The organism is Bradyrhizobium sp. 4, from assembly GCF_023100905.1.
In the GTDB taxonomy this organism is placed as follows: domain Bacteria; phylum Pseudomonadota; class Alphaproteobacteria; order Rhizobiales; family Xanthobacteraceae; genus Bradyrhizobium.
Genome location: NZ_CP064686.1, coordinates 1586472 through 1601127 on the forward strand (window position 1 = coordinate 1586472; position 14656 = coordinate 1601127).

General features: G+C 65.2%; 15 protein-coding genes. 5 read left to right on the top strand and 10 right to left on the bottom strand.

Going from position 1 to position 14656, the window contains the following annotated elements; genetic code table 11:
* Positions 1-53: 53 nt before the first annotated feature.
* From IVB45_RS07270 to IVB45_RS07280, 3 genes are all read left to right on the top strand, one after another.
* A complete protein-coding gene (locus tag IVB45_RS07270; protein ID WP_247357245.1) occupies positions 54-1112 on the top strand; it encodes an anti-sigma factor in 1059 nt (352 codons plus the stop codon).
* A 237-nt stretch (positions 1113-1349) separates the two neighbouring features.
* Entirely contained in the window at positions 1350-2309 is a 960-nt protein-coding gene (locus tag IVB45_RS07275; protein WP_027568199.1) for an AraC family transcriptional regulator, read from the top strand.
* Between the two features lie 141 nt (positions 2310-2450).
* The gene (locus IVB45_RS07280) at positions 2451-3671 is read left to right on the top strand and encodes an FAD-dependent oxidoreductase (protein WP_247357244.1); all 1221 of its coding nucleotides are present in this window, start codon (positions 2451-2453) and stop codon (positions 3669-3671) included.
* Positions 3672-3970: 299 nt separating this feature from the next.
* Here IVB45_RS07280 and IVB45_RS07285 read toward each other — a convergent pair whose 3' ends face one another.
* From IVB45_RS07285 to IVB45_RS07320, 8 genes are all read right to left on the bottom strand, one after another.
* On the bottom strand, positions 3971-4171 hold the full coding sequence (locus IVB45_RS07285) for a hypothetical protein (protein WP_247357243.1): 201 nt from the start codon (positions 4169-4171) through the stop codon (positions 3971-3973).
* 294 nt (positions 4172-4465) lie between these two features.
* On the bottom strand, positions 4466-6607 hold the full coding sequence (flhA, locus tag IVB45_RS07290; protein ID WP_247357242.1) for a flagellar biosynthesis protein FlhA: 2142 nt from the start codon (positions 6605-6607) through the stop codon (positions 4466-4468).
* A gap of 348 nt (positions 6608-6955) precedes the next feature.
* Positions 6956-7258, bottom strand: a complete 303-nt coding sequence (locus IVB45_RS07295; protein ID WP_247357241.1) for a copper-binding protein — start codon at positions 7256-7258, stop codon at positions 6956-6958.
* Between the two features lie 16 nt (positions 7259-7274).
* Positions 7275-7730 (bottom strand): cupredoxin family protein, encoded by a 456-nt coding sequence (locus IVB45_RS07300; protein WP_027568196.1) that lies wholly within the window; start codon positions 7728-7730, stop codon positions 7275-7277.
* A 35-nt stretch (positions 7731-7765) separates the two neighbouring features.
* Positions 7766-9103 carry a copper oxidase gene (locus IVB45_RS07305; RefSeq protein WP_247357240.1) on the bottom strand — a complete coding sequence of 446 codons (1338 nt, stop codon included), beginning with the start codon at positions 9101-9103 and terminating at the stop codon, positions 7766-7768.
* Positions 9104-9116: 13 nt separating this feature from the next.
* Positions 9117-10538, bottom strand: a complete 1422-nt coding sequence (locus IVB45_RS07310) for a TolC family protein (RefSeq protein WP_247357239.1) — start codon at positions 10536-10538, stop codon at positions 9117-9119.
* A gap of 9 nt (positions 10539-10547) precedes the next feature.
* The gene (locus IVB45_RS07315) at positions 10548-10832 is read right to left on the bottom strand and encodes a hypothetical protein (protein WP_027568193.1); all 285 of its coding nucleotides are present in this window, start codon (positions 10830-10832) and stop codon (positions 10548-10550) included.
* A 77-nt stretch (positions 10833-10909) separates the two neighbouring features.
* Complete coding sequence (locus IVB45_RS07320) at positions 10910-11356, bottom strand: hypothetical protein (protein ID WP_346015293.1); 447 nt, start codon at positions 11354-11356, stop codon at positions 10910-10912.
* A gap of 152 nt (positions 11357-11508) precedes the next feature.
* On the opposite strand from IVB45_RS07320, the gene IVB45_RS07325 reads away from it, so the two are divergent.
* Entirely contained in the window at positions 11509-12774 is a 1266-nt protein-coding gene (locus IVB45_RS07325) for an MFS transporter (RefSeq protein ID WP_247282579.1), read from the top strand.
* On the opposite strand, the gene IVB45_RS07330 is transcribed toward IVB45_RS07325, so the two are convergent.
* Complete coding sequence (locus tag IVB45_RS07330; RefSeq protein ID WP_247357237.1) at positions 12771-13172, bottom strand: DUF4864 domain-containing protein; 402 nt, start codon at positions 13170-13172, stop codon at positions 12771-12773. The two genes, IVB45_RS07325 and IVB45_RS07330, sit on opposite strands and share 4 nt — an antisense overlap.
* Before the next feature lie 66 nt (positions 13173-13238).
* On the bottom strand, positions 13239-13655 hold the full coding sequence (locus IVB45_RS07335) for a cupin domain-containing protein (RefSeq protein WP_051462822.1): 417 nt from the start codon (positions 13653-13655) through the stop codon (positions 13239-13241).
* Positions 13656-13748: 93 nt separating this feature from the next.
* Between IVB45_RS07335 and IVB45_RS07340 the strand changes: the two genes are divergently transcribed.
* Positions 13749-14654: a LysR family transcriptional regulator gene (locus IVB45_RS07340; RefSeq protein WP_247282580.1), complete on the top strand. Its 906-nt coding sequence runs from the start codon at positions 13749-13751 to the stop codon at positions 14652-14654.
* Positions 14655-14656 lie beyond the last annotated feature (2 nt).

Genomic DNA, 14656 nt, shown 5'->3' on the forward strand with positions numbered 1-14656 from the left:
AAGGCTTGGGCTATGAGAGCTCGTACGGTGAGGGTGGGTCTGGACCGCAAGTGATGGCCTATACGGAGGACCATATCGCGCTCGCCGCGGAATATGCGCTCGGCACGCTCGACGCCGGCGAGCGCGCGCAGGTCGAGACCATGATGGCGGTGGACAAGGCGTTCGCCGATCTGGTGCAGGCGTGGGCATTCCGCCTCGGCGTCCTCAACCAGATGGTCGGCTCGATCGAGCCGCGTCCGATCGTGTGGGAGAACATCAGTTCCGAGCTCGCGCGGACCGGCTTTGCGCAGGATCCGCCAGCGCTGCCGGACGCAGCACCGCCGCCACCCGTGCCGGAGTTTTCCTCGCCCGACACCATGCCTCCGCAGGTGCCGTCGGAGACTATGCAGCAACCGCCGCCGCAGCCTCCCGAAGTGAAGCAGCCCGCCGCGGCGCGACTTGAGTCCGATGCGATACCCGACGTCGTGCCGATCTTCATGCCGCAGGTCCACGCGCCGAACCCGGATGTCGTGCGTGCGCCACCGCCGCCGGTTGCCGACAACAGCAACGTGATCCGGCTCGAGGGCCGCGTGAAGCGCTGGCGCACCATCGCATCCGCCGTCGGCGCGCTCGCGGCCGCGCTGCTCGTGACGCTGTCGCTTCAGATCTTCCTGCCCGACGCGCTGCCGGGCGGCTTGCGACCGCCAGCGCGCATCCAGACGGTCGAGGTGAAGACACCGGCGCCGCTCCCGGTATCGTCGCAATATGTCGCGCTGTTGCAGGGCCAGGGCGGAGGTCCCGCCTTCATCCTCACCATCGACGGTGCGACCAAGAACTTTACGGTGCGCAAGGTCGGCGCGACACCGGAGCCCGGCAAGAGCTTCGAGCTCTGGCTGATCTCCGACAAGCTGCCGCGTCCGCGCTCGCTCGGCGTGATCGGCGCCGGCGATTTCACCGCACGGCCGGTGCTCGGTTCGTACGATGCCGACGTCGTCAACGGTGCGACCTACGCCGTCACCGTCGAGCAGGCGGGCGGTTCGCCGAACGGCCAGCCGACCTCGGCGCCGGTGTTTTCCGGCAAGCTGATCGAGACCGTGCCGCCGTCACAGCCGCAGGCGCCCGCCAAGAAGTAATCGTCGTAGCTCGGATGGAGCGCAGCGCAATCCGGGACCACTGCCCTGTATTCCGCTTTGCTCCATGGGGCCTACAAGTGCGTAAACCTGTCGCCACGGTCCGTCCCACCGTCGTCTTCCGACAAATCCCGCCAAATCCGCCCCCGATTTGAACCTCTCCGCGTTTCGCGGCGTCAAATGCCCGGAATTTGCAGTCGGCGCCGCCAATCATGGTGCCGGAGAGGGGCGAGAAATCAGATGGATGCAACGAAAACGTCGGGCATCTTCATTCACCAATACGCGGGATTGCCACACGGCCAGGCCTTCGAACATTGGCGCGAGCGGACTTTCGGGGCCTGCGGCCTGGATATCGGGCCGAGCCGGGGCGACAGCATCGATTGCCGGCTCCAGGTCAGCGTGGTCGACAATATCGCGCTTGCCATTCCCGAAGGCGCCTCCGCGCAATATTCACGCACCCAAAGCCACCTTGCCGACGGCAGCGACGATCTCGTCCTGATCGCGGCGCATGCGGGTCTCGTCCGCGTCGGGCAGAACGGCCATGCGGTGGAGCTTGCGCCGGCGCAGATGGTGCTCGTCGACATGGGCATCACCGGCACCGTCGGTCACACCGAGGAAGATCGCTTCACCACCATCCGCATGCCGCGCCGCGCGCTGCTCGACATCAATCCGCGTGCCGAGGACAAGCTGTCGCAAGTCCTCTCGGACGGCGCGGTCGCCGAGACGATCTTGCGCTACCACTCCCTTGCCGCCCATCATGCGCCGCATCTCGACGCCGTCGGCCAGCGCCTCACCGCGCAGCACATGGTCGATCTCGTCGGCCTCCTGCTCGGCACCGACGCCGAGCATGCAAGTCTCGCGCGCGGACGAGGTCATGCGGCGGCCCGTCTCGATCTCATGCGCGCCGACGTGATGGCTGCGCTTGGCCGCAACGATCTCTGCCTGTCCGAGATTGCCACGCGCTCCGGCCTGAGCCCGCGCCAGGCCCAGCGCCTGTTCGAGCAGGCCGGAACGACCTTCACCGAGTTCGTGCTGGAACAGCGCCTGCTGCAGGCGCGCAAGCTGCTCGGCGATCCCCGCGCCAGGACCCGCAAGATCAGCGACATCGCGCATTCGTCGGGTTTCTCCGATCTGTCCTATTTCAACCGCGCTTTCCGCAAGCGCTTTGCCGCGACGCCGTCGGAACTGCGCGAGGCCTGAGCGCGCCGAGAATTTGTGCGGCGCGCCGGTGCCACCGCAGTTGGTCCGCCCGGCCGGATGAGTTATATCTGTCTGCGCGGTCAGACGGCTCGATCGTTCGTCGCTTCCTCGTCGCTCTCTTGGGAAATGCAGTCAACGGACATGGCGCGTATCGTCGTGCTCGGCGCCGGGTTTGCAGGTCTGTGGGCGGCCATCGGTGCCGCACGCAAGCGCGAAGAGATCGGCGCGTCCGGCGGTGACATCGAGATTCGTGTCATCGATCGCAATCCGTATCACAACATCCGCGTCCGCAATTACGAGGCCGATCTCAGCGAGGTCGCGCTTCCGCTGCCGCAACTGCTCGATCCGATCGGCGTCAGTCACGGGATCGGCGAGGTCGAAGCCATCGATCCGGCACGGCGCGAGGTTTCGCTGGTCACGGGTGGCGGCGACGAGACGCTGGCTTATGACCGGCTGGTGCTGGCGCTCGGCAGCGAAGTGATGCGTCCCGACATTCCCGGCCTTGCCGAGCATGCTTTCGACGTCGACACTTATGCAGCAGCGCTGCACCTCGAGGATCATCTCACCTCGCTCGGACGCAGCGTGCCCGCACCGGGGCGCTCGACGATCGTCGTGGTCGGCGCCGGCTTCACCGGCATCGAGGTCGCGGCCGAGATGCCCGACAGGCTGGCGCGCGCCGGCATCACGGGCAGCCGCCGCATTATCCTGGTCGATCCCAATCCTGTGGTGGGCGCCACGATCGGCGCGCATGCGCGTCCCGTCATCGAGACGGCGCTGGCCTCGCTCGACGTCGAGACACGGCTTGGCGTCCGCGTCGTCTCCGTCGAGGCCGCCGGCCTGCGCCTGAGCTCGGGCGAGTTCATTCCGACGCGGACGGTGATCTGGTGTGCGGGGATGCGCGCGAGCCCTTTGGCCGCGAGCTTCCCGGACGCACGCGATCGCCTTGGACGGCTTCTGGTCGATCCCATGATGCGGGTCGCGGATGTCGGCGGCGTGTTCGCGGCCGGCGACGTCGCCTCGAGCGTGGTCGACGGCTTGCATCCGACCGTGATGTCCTGCCAGTTCGCGCGTCCCATGGGCCGCTTCGCCGGCCACAATGTGGTCGCCGATCTCGCGGGCCTGCCGATGCTGCCGCTCCGGATCGACTGGTACGTGACCGTGCTCGATCTCGGCGGCTGGGGCGCACTCTATACGGAAGGGTGGGACCGCGAAGTCCGCGCCACTGGCGCCGCCGCGAAGGCAACCAAGCAGACCATCAACCGCAGGCGCATCTATCCGCCGCTCTCGGGGCGCAAGGACGAGCTGTTCGCGGCAGCTGCGCCAACCGTGCAGGCGCCGCCGCCGACTTATGGGGCGCGGTAGTATCGGTGCCCGTTGGGGGGTGACTGCGGTACGTTTTCCTTCGTCATTGCGAGCGTAGCGAAGCAATCCAGAATGTCTCTGCGGAGGGGTTTTGGATTGCTTCATCGCAACAGCTCCTCGCAATGACGGAGCTGGACGCGCGTGCGCTCACGATGACGGCATACCCCGGACATGAGAAAGCGCCCGTGGGGGGCGGGCGCTTTCTGTAGTCGACTTGGGGTTGGGGTCGTCTACATATCCACGTGGCGACTTTGGGGGGCTGATAAAGAGCCGCGTGAATTCCTGAAACTCAAATCTCCTTAGCGAACGAGGGACACGTTCGCACTGGTGATAGCGATCGGCTTGCCGGCCTTCATGACGCGAGCGGTCTGGGTCAGGCCTTCATCTGAACTCGTACGCGCGGTGATCCCGAGACCCGCCACCGCGATGCCGGCAACGAGCGCGACAACCACGATCTTGAGGTGGGTCGAGCGATCTGCGCTGTAAATCGAGTGGTTCATGGAAGGCTCCTGCCGCCATCTACCCGAAGTAGTCGCCTGCGTGTTTGGGCAGGTTCATGCTTCCGGTGCCCAACAACCTAGTATTGGGAGGATTCGTTCCCAAGAGGCGATCACAAGAGCGTGACAGGACGTGAGAAGCCGCGATCAAAAACGGCTCTAGATCGTGCAATTTTGCAATTATTTCAAAGCTGTAATGTGTCTGTCAGGCGCCTTCCCGACCGTTGATCGGCAAGGCGCCAAAAGCTTAAAAACCATTTGCATGTGGCCAAAAAACACACGGCTTCTTAAGGCAAATCAGATGCTTCCGACCGTTTTCAGTCTCGCCCTGGGGTGGATTTCAGCCTGCGACAGCACGGTCGTCTGGGCCCGGAACCGCTCGACCAGGGAACGCACGAAGGGACGAATTGCCGCAGAGGTGACCAGCACCGGGGCCTCGCCTTCGCGGGCGGCGCGCTCGAAGGCCTCGCGCACGCCGGTCATGAACTCCGACAGCTTCGAGGGCTGCATCGCGAGGCTTCGCTCCTCGCCCTGGCCGATAATGGATTCGGCGAAGGCTTGTTCCCACCGCGCCGACAGCGCGATCAGCGGCAGATACCCGCTGTAAGAGGTGTTCTGCGCACAGATCTGCCGTGCCAGGCGGGCGCGGACGTGCTCGACCATGGTAGCCGGATTGCGCGAGAAGGCGAGCGAGTCGGCGATGCCTTCGAGGATGGTCGAGAGGTCGCGGATCGAGATGCGCTCGGCGAGCAGCAGCTGCAGCACACGCTGGATGCCGGAGACGGTGACCTGTCCCGGCACGATGTCCTTGACCAGCTCGCCTTGCTCCTTCGGCAGCTCCTTGAGCAGCTTCTGCACCTCGCCATAGGAGAGCAGGTCCGACATGTTGGCCTTGAGCAGCTCGGTGAGGTGGGTCGAGAGCACGGTCGCGGCGTCGACGACGGTATAGCCCTTGAGCGAGGCCTCCTCCTTGAGGCTGGCATCGACCCAGGTCGCGGGCAGGCCGAAGGTCGGCTCGGTGGTGTGGATGCCGGGCACCTGCACCTGGCTGCCGCCGGGGTCCATGACCATGAACTGGCTCGGCCAGATCTTGCCGGTGCCGGCGTCGACCTCCTTGATCTTGATGATGTAGGTGTTGGCTTCGAGCTGGACGTTGTCGAGGATGCGCACGGCGGGCATCACGAAACCCATCTCGATCGCGAGCGAGCGGCGCAGCGCCTTGATCTGCTCGGTGAGGCGATCGGTGCCGTCGGGACCGTTGACCAGCGGCAGCAAGGCATAGCCGAGCTCGATCTTGAGGTCGTCGATCTTCAACGCCGCGGAGATCGGCTCCTCCGCCGCAGCGGAGCCGGCTGCACCCGGCGTTCCCGGCGCAGGTGCGGTCTTCGCAACTTCCTCAGCCCTGGCATTTGCCCGGTTGCGGTTGCGGGCGTGCCAGGCGAGCGCACCGGCGCCGGAGCCGAGCGCCAGGAAGGGGAGGGTCGGGATGCCCGGCAGGGCCGCCAGCACCAGCATGACCGCCGCGGACATCGCCAGCGCCTGCGGATATCCGGAGAACTGCTTCATCAGCGCCTTGTCGGCGGCGCCGGACACGCCGGCCTTGGAGACGAGCAGGCCGGCCGCGGTCGAAACGATCAGCGCCGGCACCTGGGTCACGAGGCCGTCACCCACGGTCAGCAGCGTGTAGCTGCGGCCGGCGTCGGCAAAGGACAGGCCCTGCTGCGCCACGCCGATGATCATGCCGCCGACGACGTTGATGAAGACGATCAGGAGGCCGGCGATGGCGTCGCCGCGGACGAATTTGGAGGCACCGTCCATGGCGCCGAAGAAGCCGCTCTCGTCCTCCAAATCCTTGCGCCGCTGCTTGGCCACGGCCTCGTCGATCAGGCCGGCGGAGAGGTCGGCGTCGATCGCCATCTGCTTGCCGGGCATGGCGTCGAGGTGGAAGCGCGCCGCGACTTCGGCGATGCGGCCCGAACCCTTGGTGATGACGACGAAGTTGACGATGATCAGGATGGCGAAAACGATGATGCCGATGACGAAATTGCCGCCCATCACGAAGCTGCCGAAGGCCTCGATGACGTGACCGGCGGCATCCGTGCCCTCGTGCCCGTGCGACAGGATCAGCCGGGTCGAGGCCATGTTCAGCGACAGCCGCAGCATGGTCGAAATCAGCAGGACGGTCGGGAAAGCGGAGAATTCCAGCGGCGCCTGGATGAACAGCGACGTCATCAGGATCAGGATCGAGAGCGTGATCGAAATCGCCAGGAACAGGTCCAGCACGATCGCAGGCAGCGGAAGGATCAGCACCACCAGGATGGTGAGGACGCCGAGCGCCAGCGCGATATCGCCGCGCTTGAGGATGTTGCCGATCTCGGCGAGGGTGGGGAAACCGGCGTTTGTGCCGCCTACGCCCTGTCCCGCGGTGACGTCGACCATGGTAGCTGCCCCTCCGCGCGACTGCCGTCCGCGCGCCCCAAATGTCTGCGCGGCGGCCGAAGGGCCGCCGTTCCGAAAGTGAGGCACCGCACTGGCGTCCACAGGGCAATCCCCGTTCTACGCGGCTGACGACACTCGACTCCACTGGGCAATTCTTGCCGGGTGTATGGTTAGCAAACGGTTAATAAAGGCTGCGGCATGGGGGCTGACCGGGGTATTTCGGCCATCTGGCAGGCAAGCAGTCGTCATGCCCGGCTTGTCTCGCCGAAGGCGTGGATGGCCGGGACGAGCCCGGCCATGACTTGTGGAAGCGTCTGGGGCCGAAATCGGCGGACGGAGCAAGTAGCCCTACTTCGCCTTCTCCATCCGGGTCACCGTATAGCCCGAAGTCGCCTCCTCGGCTTCGAAGGTCACCTTGTCGCCGACCTTCACCTGCTTGAGCACGGCCGGGTCCTTGACGCGGTAGACCATGGTCATGGGTTCATCCATGCCGAGGTTCTTCGCGGCCCCGTGCTTGAGCGTGATCTTGCCGGCGCCCTCGTCGATCTTCTTGACCTCGCCGCTGATGGCGGCGCCCTGGGCTGCCAGGGCACCTGTGGCAAGGCCGACGGCCAGCGACAGTGCGGCGGCGATGCGGATGATGCGATTCATGGTGACCTCCCTTGCGTTATTTCACGGTGACGTGGCCGACCATGCCGTAGTCGCGGTGGTCGGGTATCAGGCAGGAAAATTCGAACGTGCCGGCCTTGCTGAACTTCCAGAGGATCTCGGCTGTCTTGCTCGGTGCGAGCCTGACACCGTTGGGATCGTCGTGCTCCATGTGCGGATGCTTCTTCATCTCCACCGCATGCGCGAGATTCTCTTTGGTGGTGGCGAGCAGGAATTCATGGTCCTCCTTGCCGACGTTGCGCAGCACGAAGCGGATCTGCTCGCCGCGTTTGACCTCGATCCTGGCGGGGGCATAGTCCATCTCGTTCAGCAGGATCTCGATCGTGCGCGCGGGCTTCTTGGGATCGCCGGGCTCGCCGGCCGAAAAGGTGCCGTGCCCGTGCTGGTCGTGGGCAAAGGCCGGCGCGGTGGAAAGCGCGGCCAGCGCGAGACCGAGCTTGATCGTCGTCTTCATTGGTGTCTCCAGTTGGTGGTGGTTCATCGAAACGCTCACATCTTCATGTTCTTCATCGGCGGTCCGCCTGGTTGTTGCCGCACGGGCTCCGGGGCCGGCGGCGTGACTTCGTAGGCGACGGTGCCTTGCGGGAATTGGTAGGGGCCCGGATCGCGATAATCGTCGCGCGCGAGGCCCTCGCGGATTTTCATCACGGTGAACATGCCGCCCATCTCGATCGGGCCGAACTGACCGGTGCCGGTCATCATCGGCAGCGTGTTGTCGGGCGCGGGCATCTCCATGTTGCCCATCGCCATGCCGGTCGAGCCCATCGCCATGCCGTCAGGCGCGAGCTTGCCGACGGCCTTGGCGAGATCCTTGCGCGACACCCCGATCATGTTGCGCATGTCGTGTCCCATCGCATTCATGGTGTGATGCGACTTGTGGCAGTGAAACGCCCAGTCGCCGGGGTTGTCGGCGAGCACGTCGAACACTCTGACAGCGCCGACCGGTACGTCCGTCGTCGTCTCCGGATATTGCGCGCTCTCCGGAATCCAGCCGCCGTCGGTGCAGGTCACCGCAAAGCTGTGGCCGTGCAAATGGATCGGATGGTTGGTCATGCTGAGATTGCCGATGCGCACGCGCACCTTGTCGCCGAGCCTGACCGGCAGCGGATCGATGCCGGGAAACACCCGCGCATTCCAGGTCCACATGTTGAAGTCAGTCATCTCGTTGACGCGCGGCAGATAAGTGCCGGGATCGACGCGATAGGTGCTCATGACGAAGACGAAGTCGCGGTCGACCGGGCGAAAGCTCGGGTCGCGCGGATGCACGACGACCATGCCCATCATGCCCATCGCCATCTGCACCATCTCGTCGGAATGCGGGTGGTACATGAAGGTCCCGCTCTTCCTCATCTCGAACTCGTAGACGAAGGTTTTCCCCGGCTGGATGTGCGGCTGCGTCAATCCGCCGACACCGTCCATGCCGCTGGGAATGATCATGCCGTGCCAGTGCACGGTGGTGTATTCGGGCAGTCTGTTGGTCACGAAGATGCGGACCTTGTCGCCCTCGACGGCCTCGATCGTCGGGCCCGGCGACTGGCCGTTATAGCCCCACAGATTCACCTTCATGCCCTCGGCGAATTCGCGCACCACGGGCTCGGCGACGAGATGAAATTCCTTCCAGTCGCCGTTCATCCGGAACGGCAGCGACCAGCCGTTCAGCGTGACGACGGGGCGATAGTCCGGCCCACTGATCGGGTGCAGTGGCGGCTGCATCACCACCTTGTCCATGTGCGGGGCTTCCGGAATGGAGGCGGCCTGTGTGCGGCCGCTGACGACGGATGCGCCGGCGAGCGCGGCGCTACCCAAAAATCCTCGGCGAGAAAACATGTTGGCCTCCATGTCAGTGACCGCCATCGGCAGGCGCTGCCGCGGCGAGAGTGGTTGAATTGTCGCCGTCAGCGGGCGCGCCGCCGCCGTTCACGGCGGTCTGCAAGTCGGATTGGGCAAGGAAAAATCTTTGCCTGGCATCGATTGCGCCGCGCAGCGACGCGAGCCGCTGTCGCGCCTCGGTGAGCAGCGCGAAAATGTCGACCTGCATGCTGGAGAAGCGGAGCTGCATCTCCTCGGTGATGATCTTTCGCAAGGGGATGATCTCGCGCTGATAGTGGCTGGCGATGTCGTAGCCGGAGCGATAGACCCGATAAGCATCGCGCGCTTCGGAGCGTACATTCACGGCGCGTTCGGTCAGCCGGTTGAAGGCGAAATTGTAGGTCTCCGCCGCTTGCCGCACCCGCACCTCGCCGCCGTCGAAGATGGGGATCTGAAACTGCACGTCGAAGCCGCGCTCGCGGAACGGCGCGCCTTCCGGATCCCGGGTGCGGCGGGAGATGCCGGCGAGATCGAGCAGTGTCACGAAGCGCGTCGCCTCGGTGAGGTTCAGCGACTTCGCCAGCGCCGTCAGCTCGAGCCGCGCGATCTGCAGGTCGATGCGATGGGCGACCGCGTCGGCTTCAATCGACGGCAAAGCCTGCGGCCGGCGCGGCAGCGGCGGCAGTTGATTGGGCAGCCGGAAGTCGAGGCCGCCGTCCCACAGCCCCATCAGGCGCGCCAGCTTTTCGCGCGCGCTCGTCGCCGTCTGTCGCGCGGTGGCGAGGTCGGCGGTGGTTTCGGCGTAAAACACCTGTTCACGGGCCTGATCGAGCCTGTTGATCGAGCCGGTTTCGCCGAGCTTGACCGCGAGCTGTGCGGTCGATTCCGCCGTCGCCTTCGCATCCGTCAGCAACGCCACCGTCTCGTTGCCGCCAACGGCGCGCCAATAGACGCGGCGGACATCGGCGGCAAGCCGCAACGTCGCGAGGCTAGCTCGCAATTGCGCCTGGCGGAAACGGTCGCGGGCGATCTCCGAGCGGAACGGCAGGCTGGCGAGCGCGAGGATGTCGCCGACAATTTGACGTTCGATTTCGCTGGCGCCATTGCCCGAGATCCGCGAGACCGAGAACACGGGGTTGGGCGGCAGGCTCTGCTCGACGAGATCGGTCTCGGCCAGCGCGAGCTCGTTATAGGCGGCTTGAAGCCCCTTGTTGTTGAGCAGTGCGATCTGCACGGCGGTCTCGACGCTGAGTGTTCGCGACAGCAACTGGCGAGCGCGCGCGTCGACCGCGCCGGCTCCCTCGGCCGTCCGCACGAAGGCGACATCCTTTTTGATGGTCTGGCTCGTCAGCTCCGAGACGGCATTCATGCCGCTGTCGGGCGAGAAGGCCGCACAGCCCGACAAGCCGAGCGAGGCAAGAACGAGCAGGCTTGGCGCGAGACGGTGTGTCATGGCGCGCTCCTACCGGTCTTGTTTGGGTTGCGGCGCGACGCTCTCGTTGCGCTCGCGCCAGGGTGCCGGCGTCGCGGGCCGCAGGCTGGTGTAGGGCGCAATCGTCGAACGATAGCCGGCGCGCGCGACCTTGGCCGTGGGATCGGCAGGATCAGCGCCGGCGACTCGTGTCGTTGCCGGCATGCAGCCGGATAACGCCAATGCAGTCGCGGCCAGCAGCGGCCAATTGAATCGAAAGTGTCGTCCCCGCGCCGCGAATGCAGCGGCGGACTTCGCCCCGGAAAGCGTAAGCATGAGTCATCCCTGATCTGTCTGGAGACCACAGGCTCGCGCGCAGATGCGCGCTCGGCCTGACGTCGTCGCGTGTCAGATCAGGCGATGGGAGGGCGGTAGTGCAGGGGCGGCGCCGCGCTGTGCAGGCTGGCCACGATCTCGGGCGAGCAGGCGGAAACCGGCTGAAGCGGCTTTGCGACGCTGGGCAGGTCGGCCGGCAACGCGCTCACGCACATCATCGCGCAGCACGGTCCCGCCGTACCCTTGCCGCCGTGATGATGAGGGGCCGGGGGCGCGTCCTGCGCGGCGGCCTGGTGATGCGCATGCGGCCCGGCGTGGTCATGCGAGGCGCCGTCATGCGTGTGGCCGGCCTGCATCTGGTGATGCACCGGCACGCGGTCGGCGACAAGCGCGTCGTCGAGGCACGGTGCTGGAGCGCTACCCCAGGCGAGGCTTGCGGCCGGCGCGAGCACGCAGAACAGATAGGCGAGGGCAATGACGCGCCCCACCCTGATCCGCATCGATCGTGTCAATCGCAGCAACATTCCGCCGACATGCTCTTCGCGCGGCAATGTTGCACGCGCTGATTTGCAAAATAATGACAAAACGCGCGTTCGCCAAGCTCCATCTTACCGCAGTGCACCGTGCATGCCCAATATCGCGCCACAATGGTTGACCCTGTGGTGATCCGCGGGCCATGGTCCCGCCCGTGCACGCACCAAATCAATCAGGACAAACACCCGAAGCATTCACCCCTGATTCGCGTCAGGCCTGGATGCGCCTCGTCATTGCGCTTCTGATCGGCTCGATCGGCGGCGTCGGCATGTGGGCGATCGTCGTCATGATTCCCGCGGTGCAGGCCGAATTCTCCGCGACGCGCGGTGCGGTGTCGCTGGCTTTCACCCTGATGATGTTCGGCTTCGGGCTTGGCGGCGTCATCGCCGGCAGGATCACCGACCGGTTCGGCATCGTGGCGGCGATGGCGATCAGCATCGCCTTCCTCGGGGTCGCCAATGTGCTGGCGGGTCTGTCCACCCAGCTCTGGCAGTTCGTGGCGGCGTATTTCCTGATCGGGCTCGGCACCTCCGCGACCTTCGCGCCGCTGATGGCGGAGGCCTCGCACTGGTTCGAGCGCTATCGCGGCCTGGCCGTGACCATCGTCGCCAGCGGCAATTATGTCGCCGGCACGATGTGGCCGCCGCTCGTGAGCACGGGCATGCAGACGATCGGCTGGCGCTTCACTCATATCGGCATCGGCCTCGTCTGCGTCAGCCTGATGACCATCCTGGTGCTGGTCCTGCGCGCGCAGATGGGCCACGACAAGGTTCACGATCATGCCAATGCAGCGCCGCCGCGGGTCGACCTCAAGCTCTCGACCAACACGCTGACGGTGCTGCTCTCGATCGCCAGCATTTCCTGTTGCGTCGCCATGGCAATGCCGCAAGTGCATATCGTCGCCTATTGCGGCGATCTCGGATATGGCGTGGCGCGCGGCGCCGAGATGCTGTCGCTGATGATGGCCTGCGGCATCGTCAGCCGGATCGGCTCGGGCTATCTCGCCGACAAGATCGGCGGCATCCCGACGCTTCTGATCGGTGCGCTGGCGCAGGGCTTCGCGCTCGTATTCTACCTGTTCTTTGACAGCCTGACCTCGCTCTATCTGATCTCCGCGATGTTCGGCCTGTTCCAGGGCGGCATCGTGCCGAGCTATGCCATCATCGTGCGCGAGGCGATGCCTGCGAGCGAGGCCGCAACCCGAGTCGGCATCGTGATCTTCGCGTCCGTGTTCGGCATGTCGTTCGGCGGCTGGGTCTCGGGCGTCATCTTCGACGCCACGGGCTCCTACGCAGCGGCGTTCACCAACGGCGTGGCGTGGAACGCACTCAATATCGGCATCGTGTTGACGCTGCTGATCCGCTCGCGGATGAATGCCGTCAGGACCGGCCCGGGTTTTGCGACCTAGACTGCCTGTCCCGCCTTCAGCAGCGAACAACCCGTGATCTTGTAGCTGCCGTCCGCCTGCTGCTCGAGCGTGTAGAGCGCTTCCCAGGCTTCGCCATTGGCATCGATGATATGGACGTGCTGGGCAATGCGGCTGCCCTCGCTCTTGCTGTCGCCAAATTCAAAGCTCTTGTGCCGATAGACCGGCGGGTAGCCGTTTTGCACCATGGACATGAAGATGTCGGGCGCGGGGAAGATCTCCCGGATCGCCGGCGCGGCGTAGGAGTAGGCCGCGCGCGCGTCGTCGCGGCCGAATGCCTGCTCCTGGGCGCGGATGATATCCTGTGCCGTCGCGACATCGTCGGCGCGTGCTGAAGCGCCAGCCAGCAGCGCAAAAATCAGGACAAGGAGCACACGCATGGCAAAACCTCGCTTGGTCATCCCGGTCAGCGAGGATATCGCCACGCGGATGTTCGGGCAAACAGCCTAATGCGACAGCGGGTCGAGGAAAGGCGTGTCGACCGCGCTGACATAGAAGATCACGACCCTGGTCTCGCCCGTCGTCCGATTGTAGCCGGTCATCGCCACGTTCGGCGGTTCCACCATTGCCTCGCCGGCCTTGACCGTCAGCGGCGGCTTGCCCTCGAGTTCGAGTGTGAAGGCGCCTTCCAGCACGTAGACGGTCACCGGGAAGCGGTGGGTATGATGGACCGTCTTGTCGCCCGGCTTGAACGACGCGGTCATCACCCGCACGGACTGCTTCTCGTCCTTCGGCAAGCCCTCAACCACTTGTTGAAGCACCAGATTCGGTTTGGCGATGTCCTGTGTCCGATGGTCCTGCGCAGTGGCTGCGGTCGACCATCCCAGAACGATTACGGCGCCGAAAGTGAAATGGGGGCGCATCCAAAGTCTCCATTCTAAAGTCGCTGAAGACACCAACCTAGGTGCCGCGGTTCGGGCCCGGCAGCCGCAACATTGCGGCCGGCGGCCGCAGAAGTGCATAATCGCTCCATGTTCGACTGGAACGACCTCAAATATTTCCTGGCGGTCGCGCGGCATGGCAGCACCATTGCCGCCGGCAAGGCGCTCGGCCTCAGCCAGTCGACCGTGCAGCGGCGGCTTGAGGAGCTGGAGCGGCGGGTCGGCCGCGCACTGGTGATGCGTCAGCCGAGCGGCTACCGCCTCACCGAATTCGGTCACATCATGCTGCCCTATGCCGAACGGGTCGAAGCCACCATTGATGACTTCCAGCGTCGGACGGCTGACGCCGAGCAGGACATGAAGGGTGTGATCCGCGTCACCTGTCCCGAGCCGATTGTCGCCCGGCTCATCCAGTCCGGCCTCGTCGGCGACTTTCACACGCTGCATCCCTCGCTGCGGGTCGAATTCGTGATGAGCGATGGCTATCTCGATCTGTCGAAGGGCGAGGTCGATATCGCTTTTCGCTCGGGCGATACCGACGACGAGCTGGTCGGACGCAAGATCGCCGAGTCGATCTGGGCGGTTTACGCCAGCCGCGACTATCTTCACCGGCACAGCAGCCCGGATCGTGTCGAGGACCTCACGTCTCATTTGCTGGTCGGGCTGGACGAATCCCTCTCCAAGCACCGCGCCGTCACATGGCTGAAGGAGGTCGCGCCCAATGCTCAGATGGCTGCGCGCGTCAACAGCGTGCTTGGCCTCGTTTCCGCGATCAAATCCGGCGTCGGCATCGGTCCGCTTCCCGTCGCGCTCGGCGATGCCGAAGCCGATCTCGTGTGCGTCCTTGGCCCGATTCCGGAATTGACGCGAAGCTGGCGCATCCTGACGCATCCCGATCTCCGGCGTGTACCGCGGATCGCGGCCTTCTTCGACTTCATCGTGCATCACCGCGAGGCACTGAGGCCGATCCTGACAGGGTGACG

Bases quoted from the DNA above. Each gene is read 5' to 3' on its own strand.
- IVB45_RS07270 (WP_247357245.1), top strand. From the start codon at position 54: ATGGCCTATACGGAGGACCATATCGCGCTCGCCGCGGAATATGCGCTC.
- IVB45_RS07275 (WP_027568199.1), top strand. From the start codon at position 1,350: ATGGATGCAACGAAAACGTCGGGCATCTTCATTCACCAATACGCGGGA.
- IVB45_RS07280 (WP_247357244.1), top strand. From the start codon at position 2,451: ATGGCGCGTATCGTCGTGCTCGGCGCCGGGTTTGCAGGTCTGTGGGCG.
- IVB45_RS07285 (WP_247357243.1), bottom strand. From the start codon at position 4,171: ATGAACCACTCGATTTACAGCGCAGATCGCTCGACCCACCTCAAGATC.
- flhA (WP_247357242.1), bottom strand. From the start codon at position 6,607: ATGGTCGACGTCACCGCGGGACAGGGCGTAGGCGGCACAAACGCCGGT.
- IVB45_RS07295 (WP_247357241.1), bottom strand. From the start codon at position 7,258: ATGAATCGCATCATCCGCATCGCCGCCGCACTGTCGCTGGCCGTCGGC.
- IVB45_RS07300 (WP_027568196.1), bottom strand. From the start codon at position 7,730: ATGAAGACGACGATCAAGCTCGGTCTCGCGCTGGCCGCGCTTTCCACC.
- IVB45_RS07305 (WP_247357240.1), bottom strand. From the start codon at position 9,103: ATGTTTTCTCGCCGAGGATTTTTGGGTAGCGCCGCGCTCGCCGGCGCA.
- IVB45_RS07310 (WP_247357239.1), bottom strand. From the start codon at position 10,538: ATGACACACCGTCTCGCGCCAAGCCTGCTCGTTCTTGCCTCGCTCGGC.
- IVB45_RS07315 (WP_027568193.1), bottom strand. From the start codon at position 10,832: ATGCTTACGCTTTCCGGGGCGAAGTCCGCCGCTGCATTCGCGGCGCGG.
- IVB45_RS07320 (WP_346015293.1), bottom strand. From the start codon at position 11,356: ATGTTGCTGCGATTGACACGATCGATGCGGATCAGGGTGGGGCGCGTC.
- IVB45_RS07325 (WP_247282579.1), top strand. From the start codon at position 11,509: ATGGTCCCGCCCGTGCACGCACCAAATCAATCAGGACAAACACCCGAA.
- IVB45_RS07330 (WP_247357237.1), bottom strand. From the start codon at position 13,172: ATGCGTGTGCTCCTTGTCCTGATTTTTGCGCTGCTGGCTGGCGCTTCA.
- IVB45_RS07335 (WP_051462822.1), bottom strand. From the start codon at position 13,655: ATGCGCCCCCATTTCACTTTCGGCGCCGTAATCGTTCTGGGATGGTCG.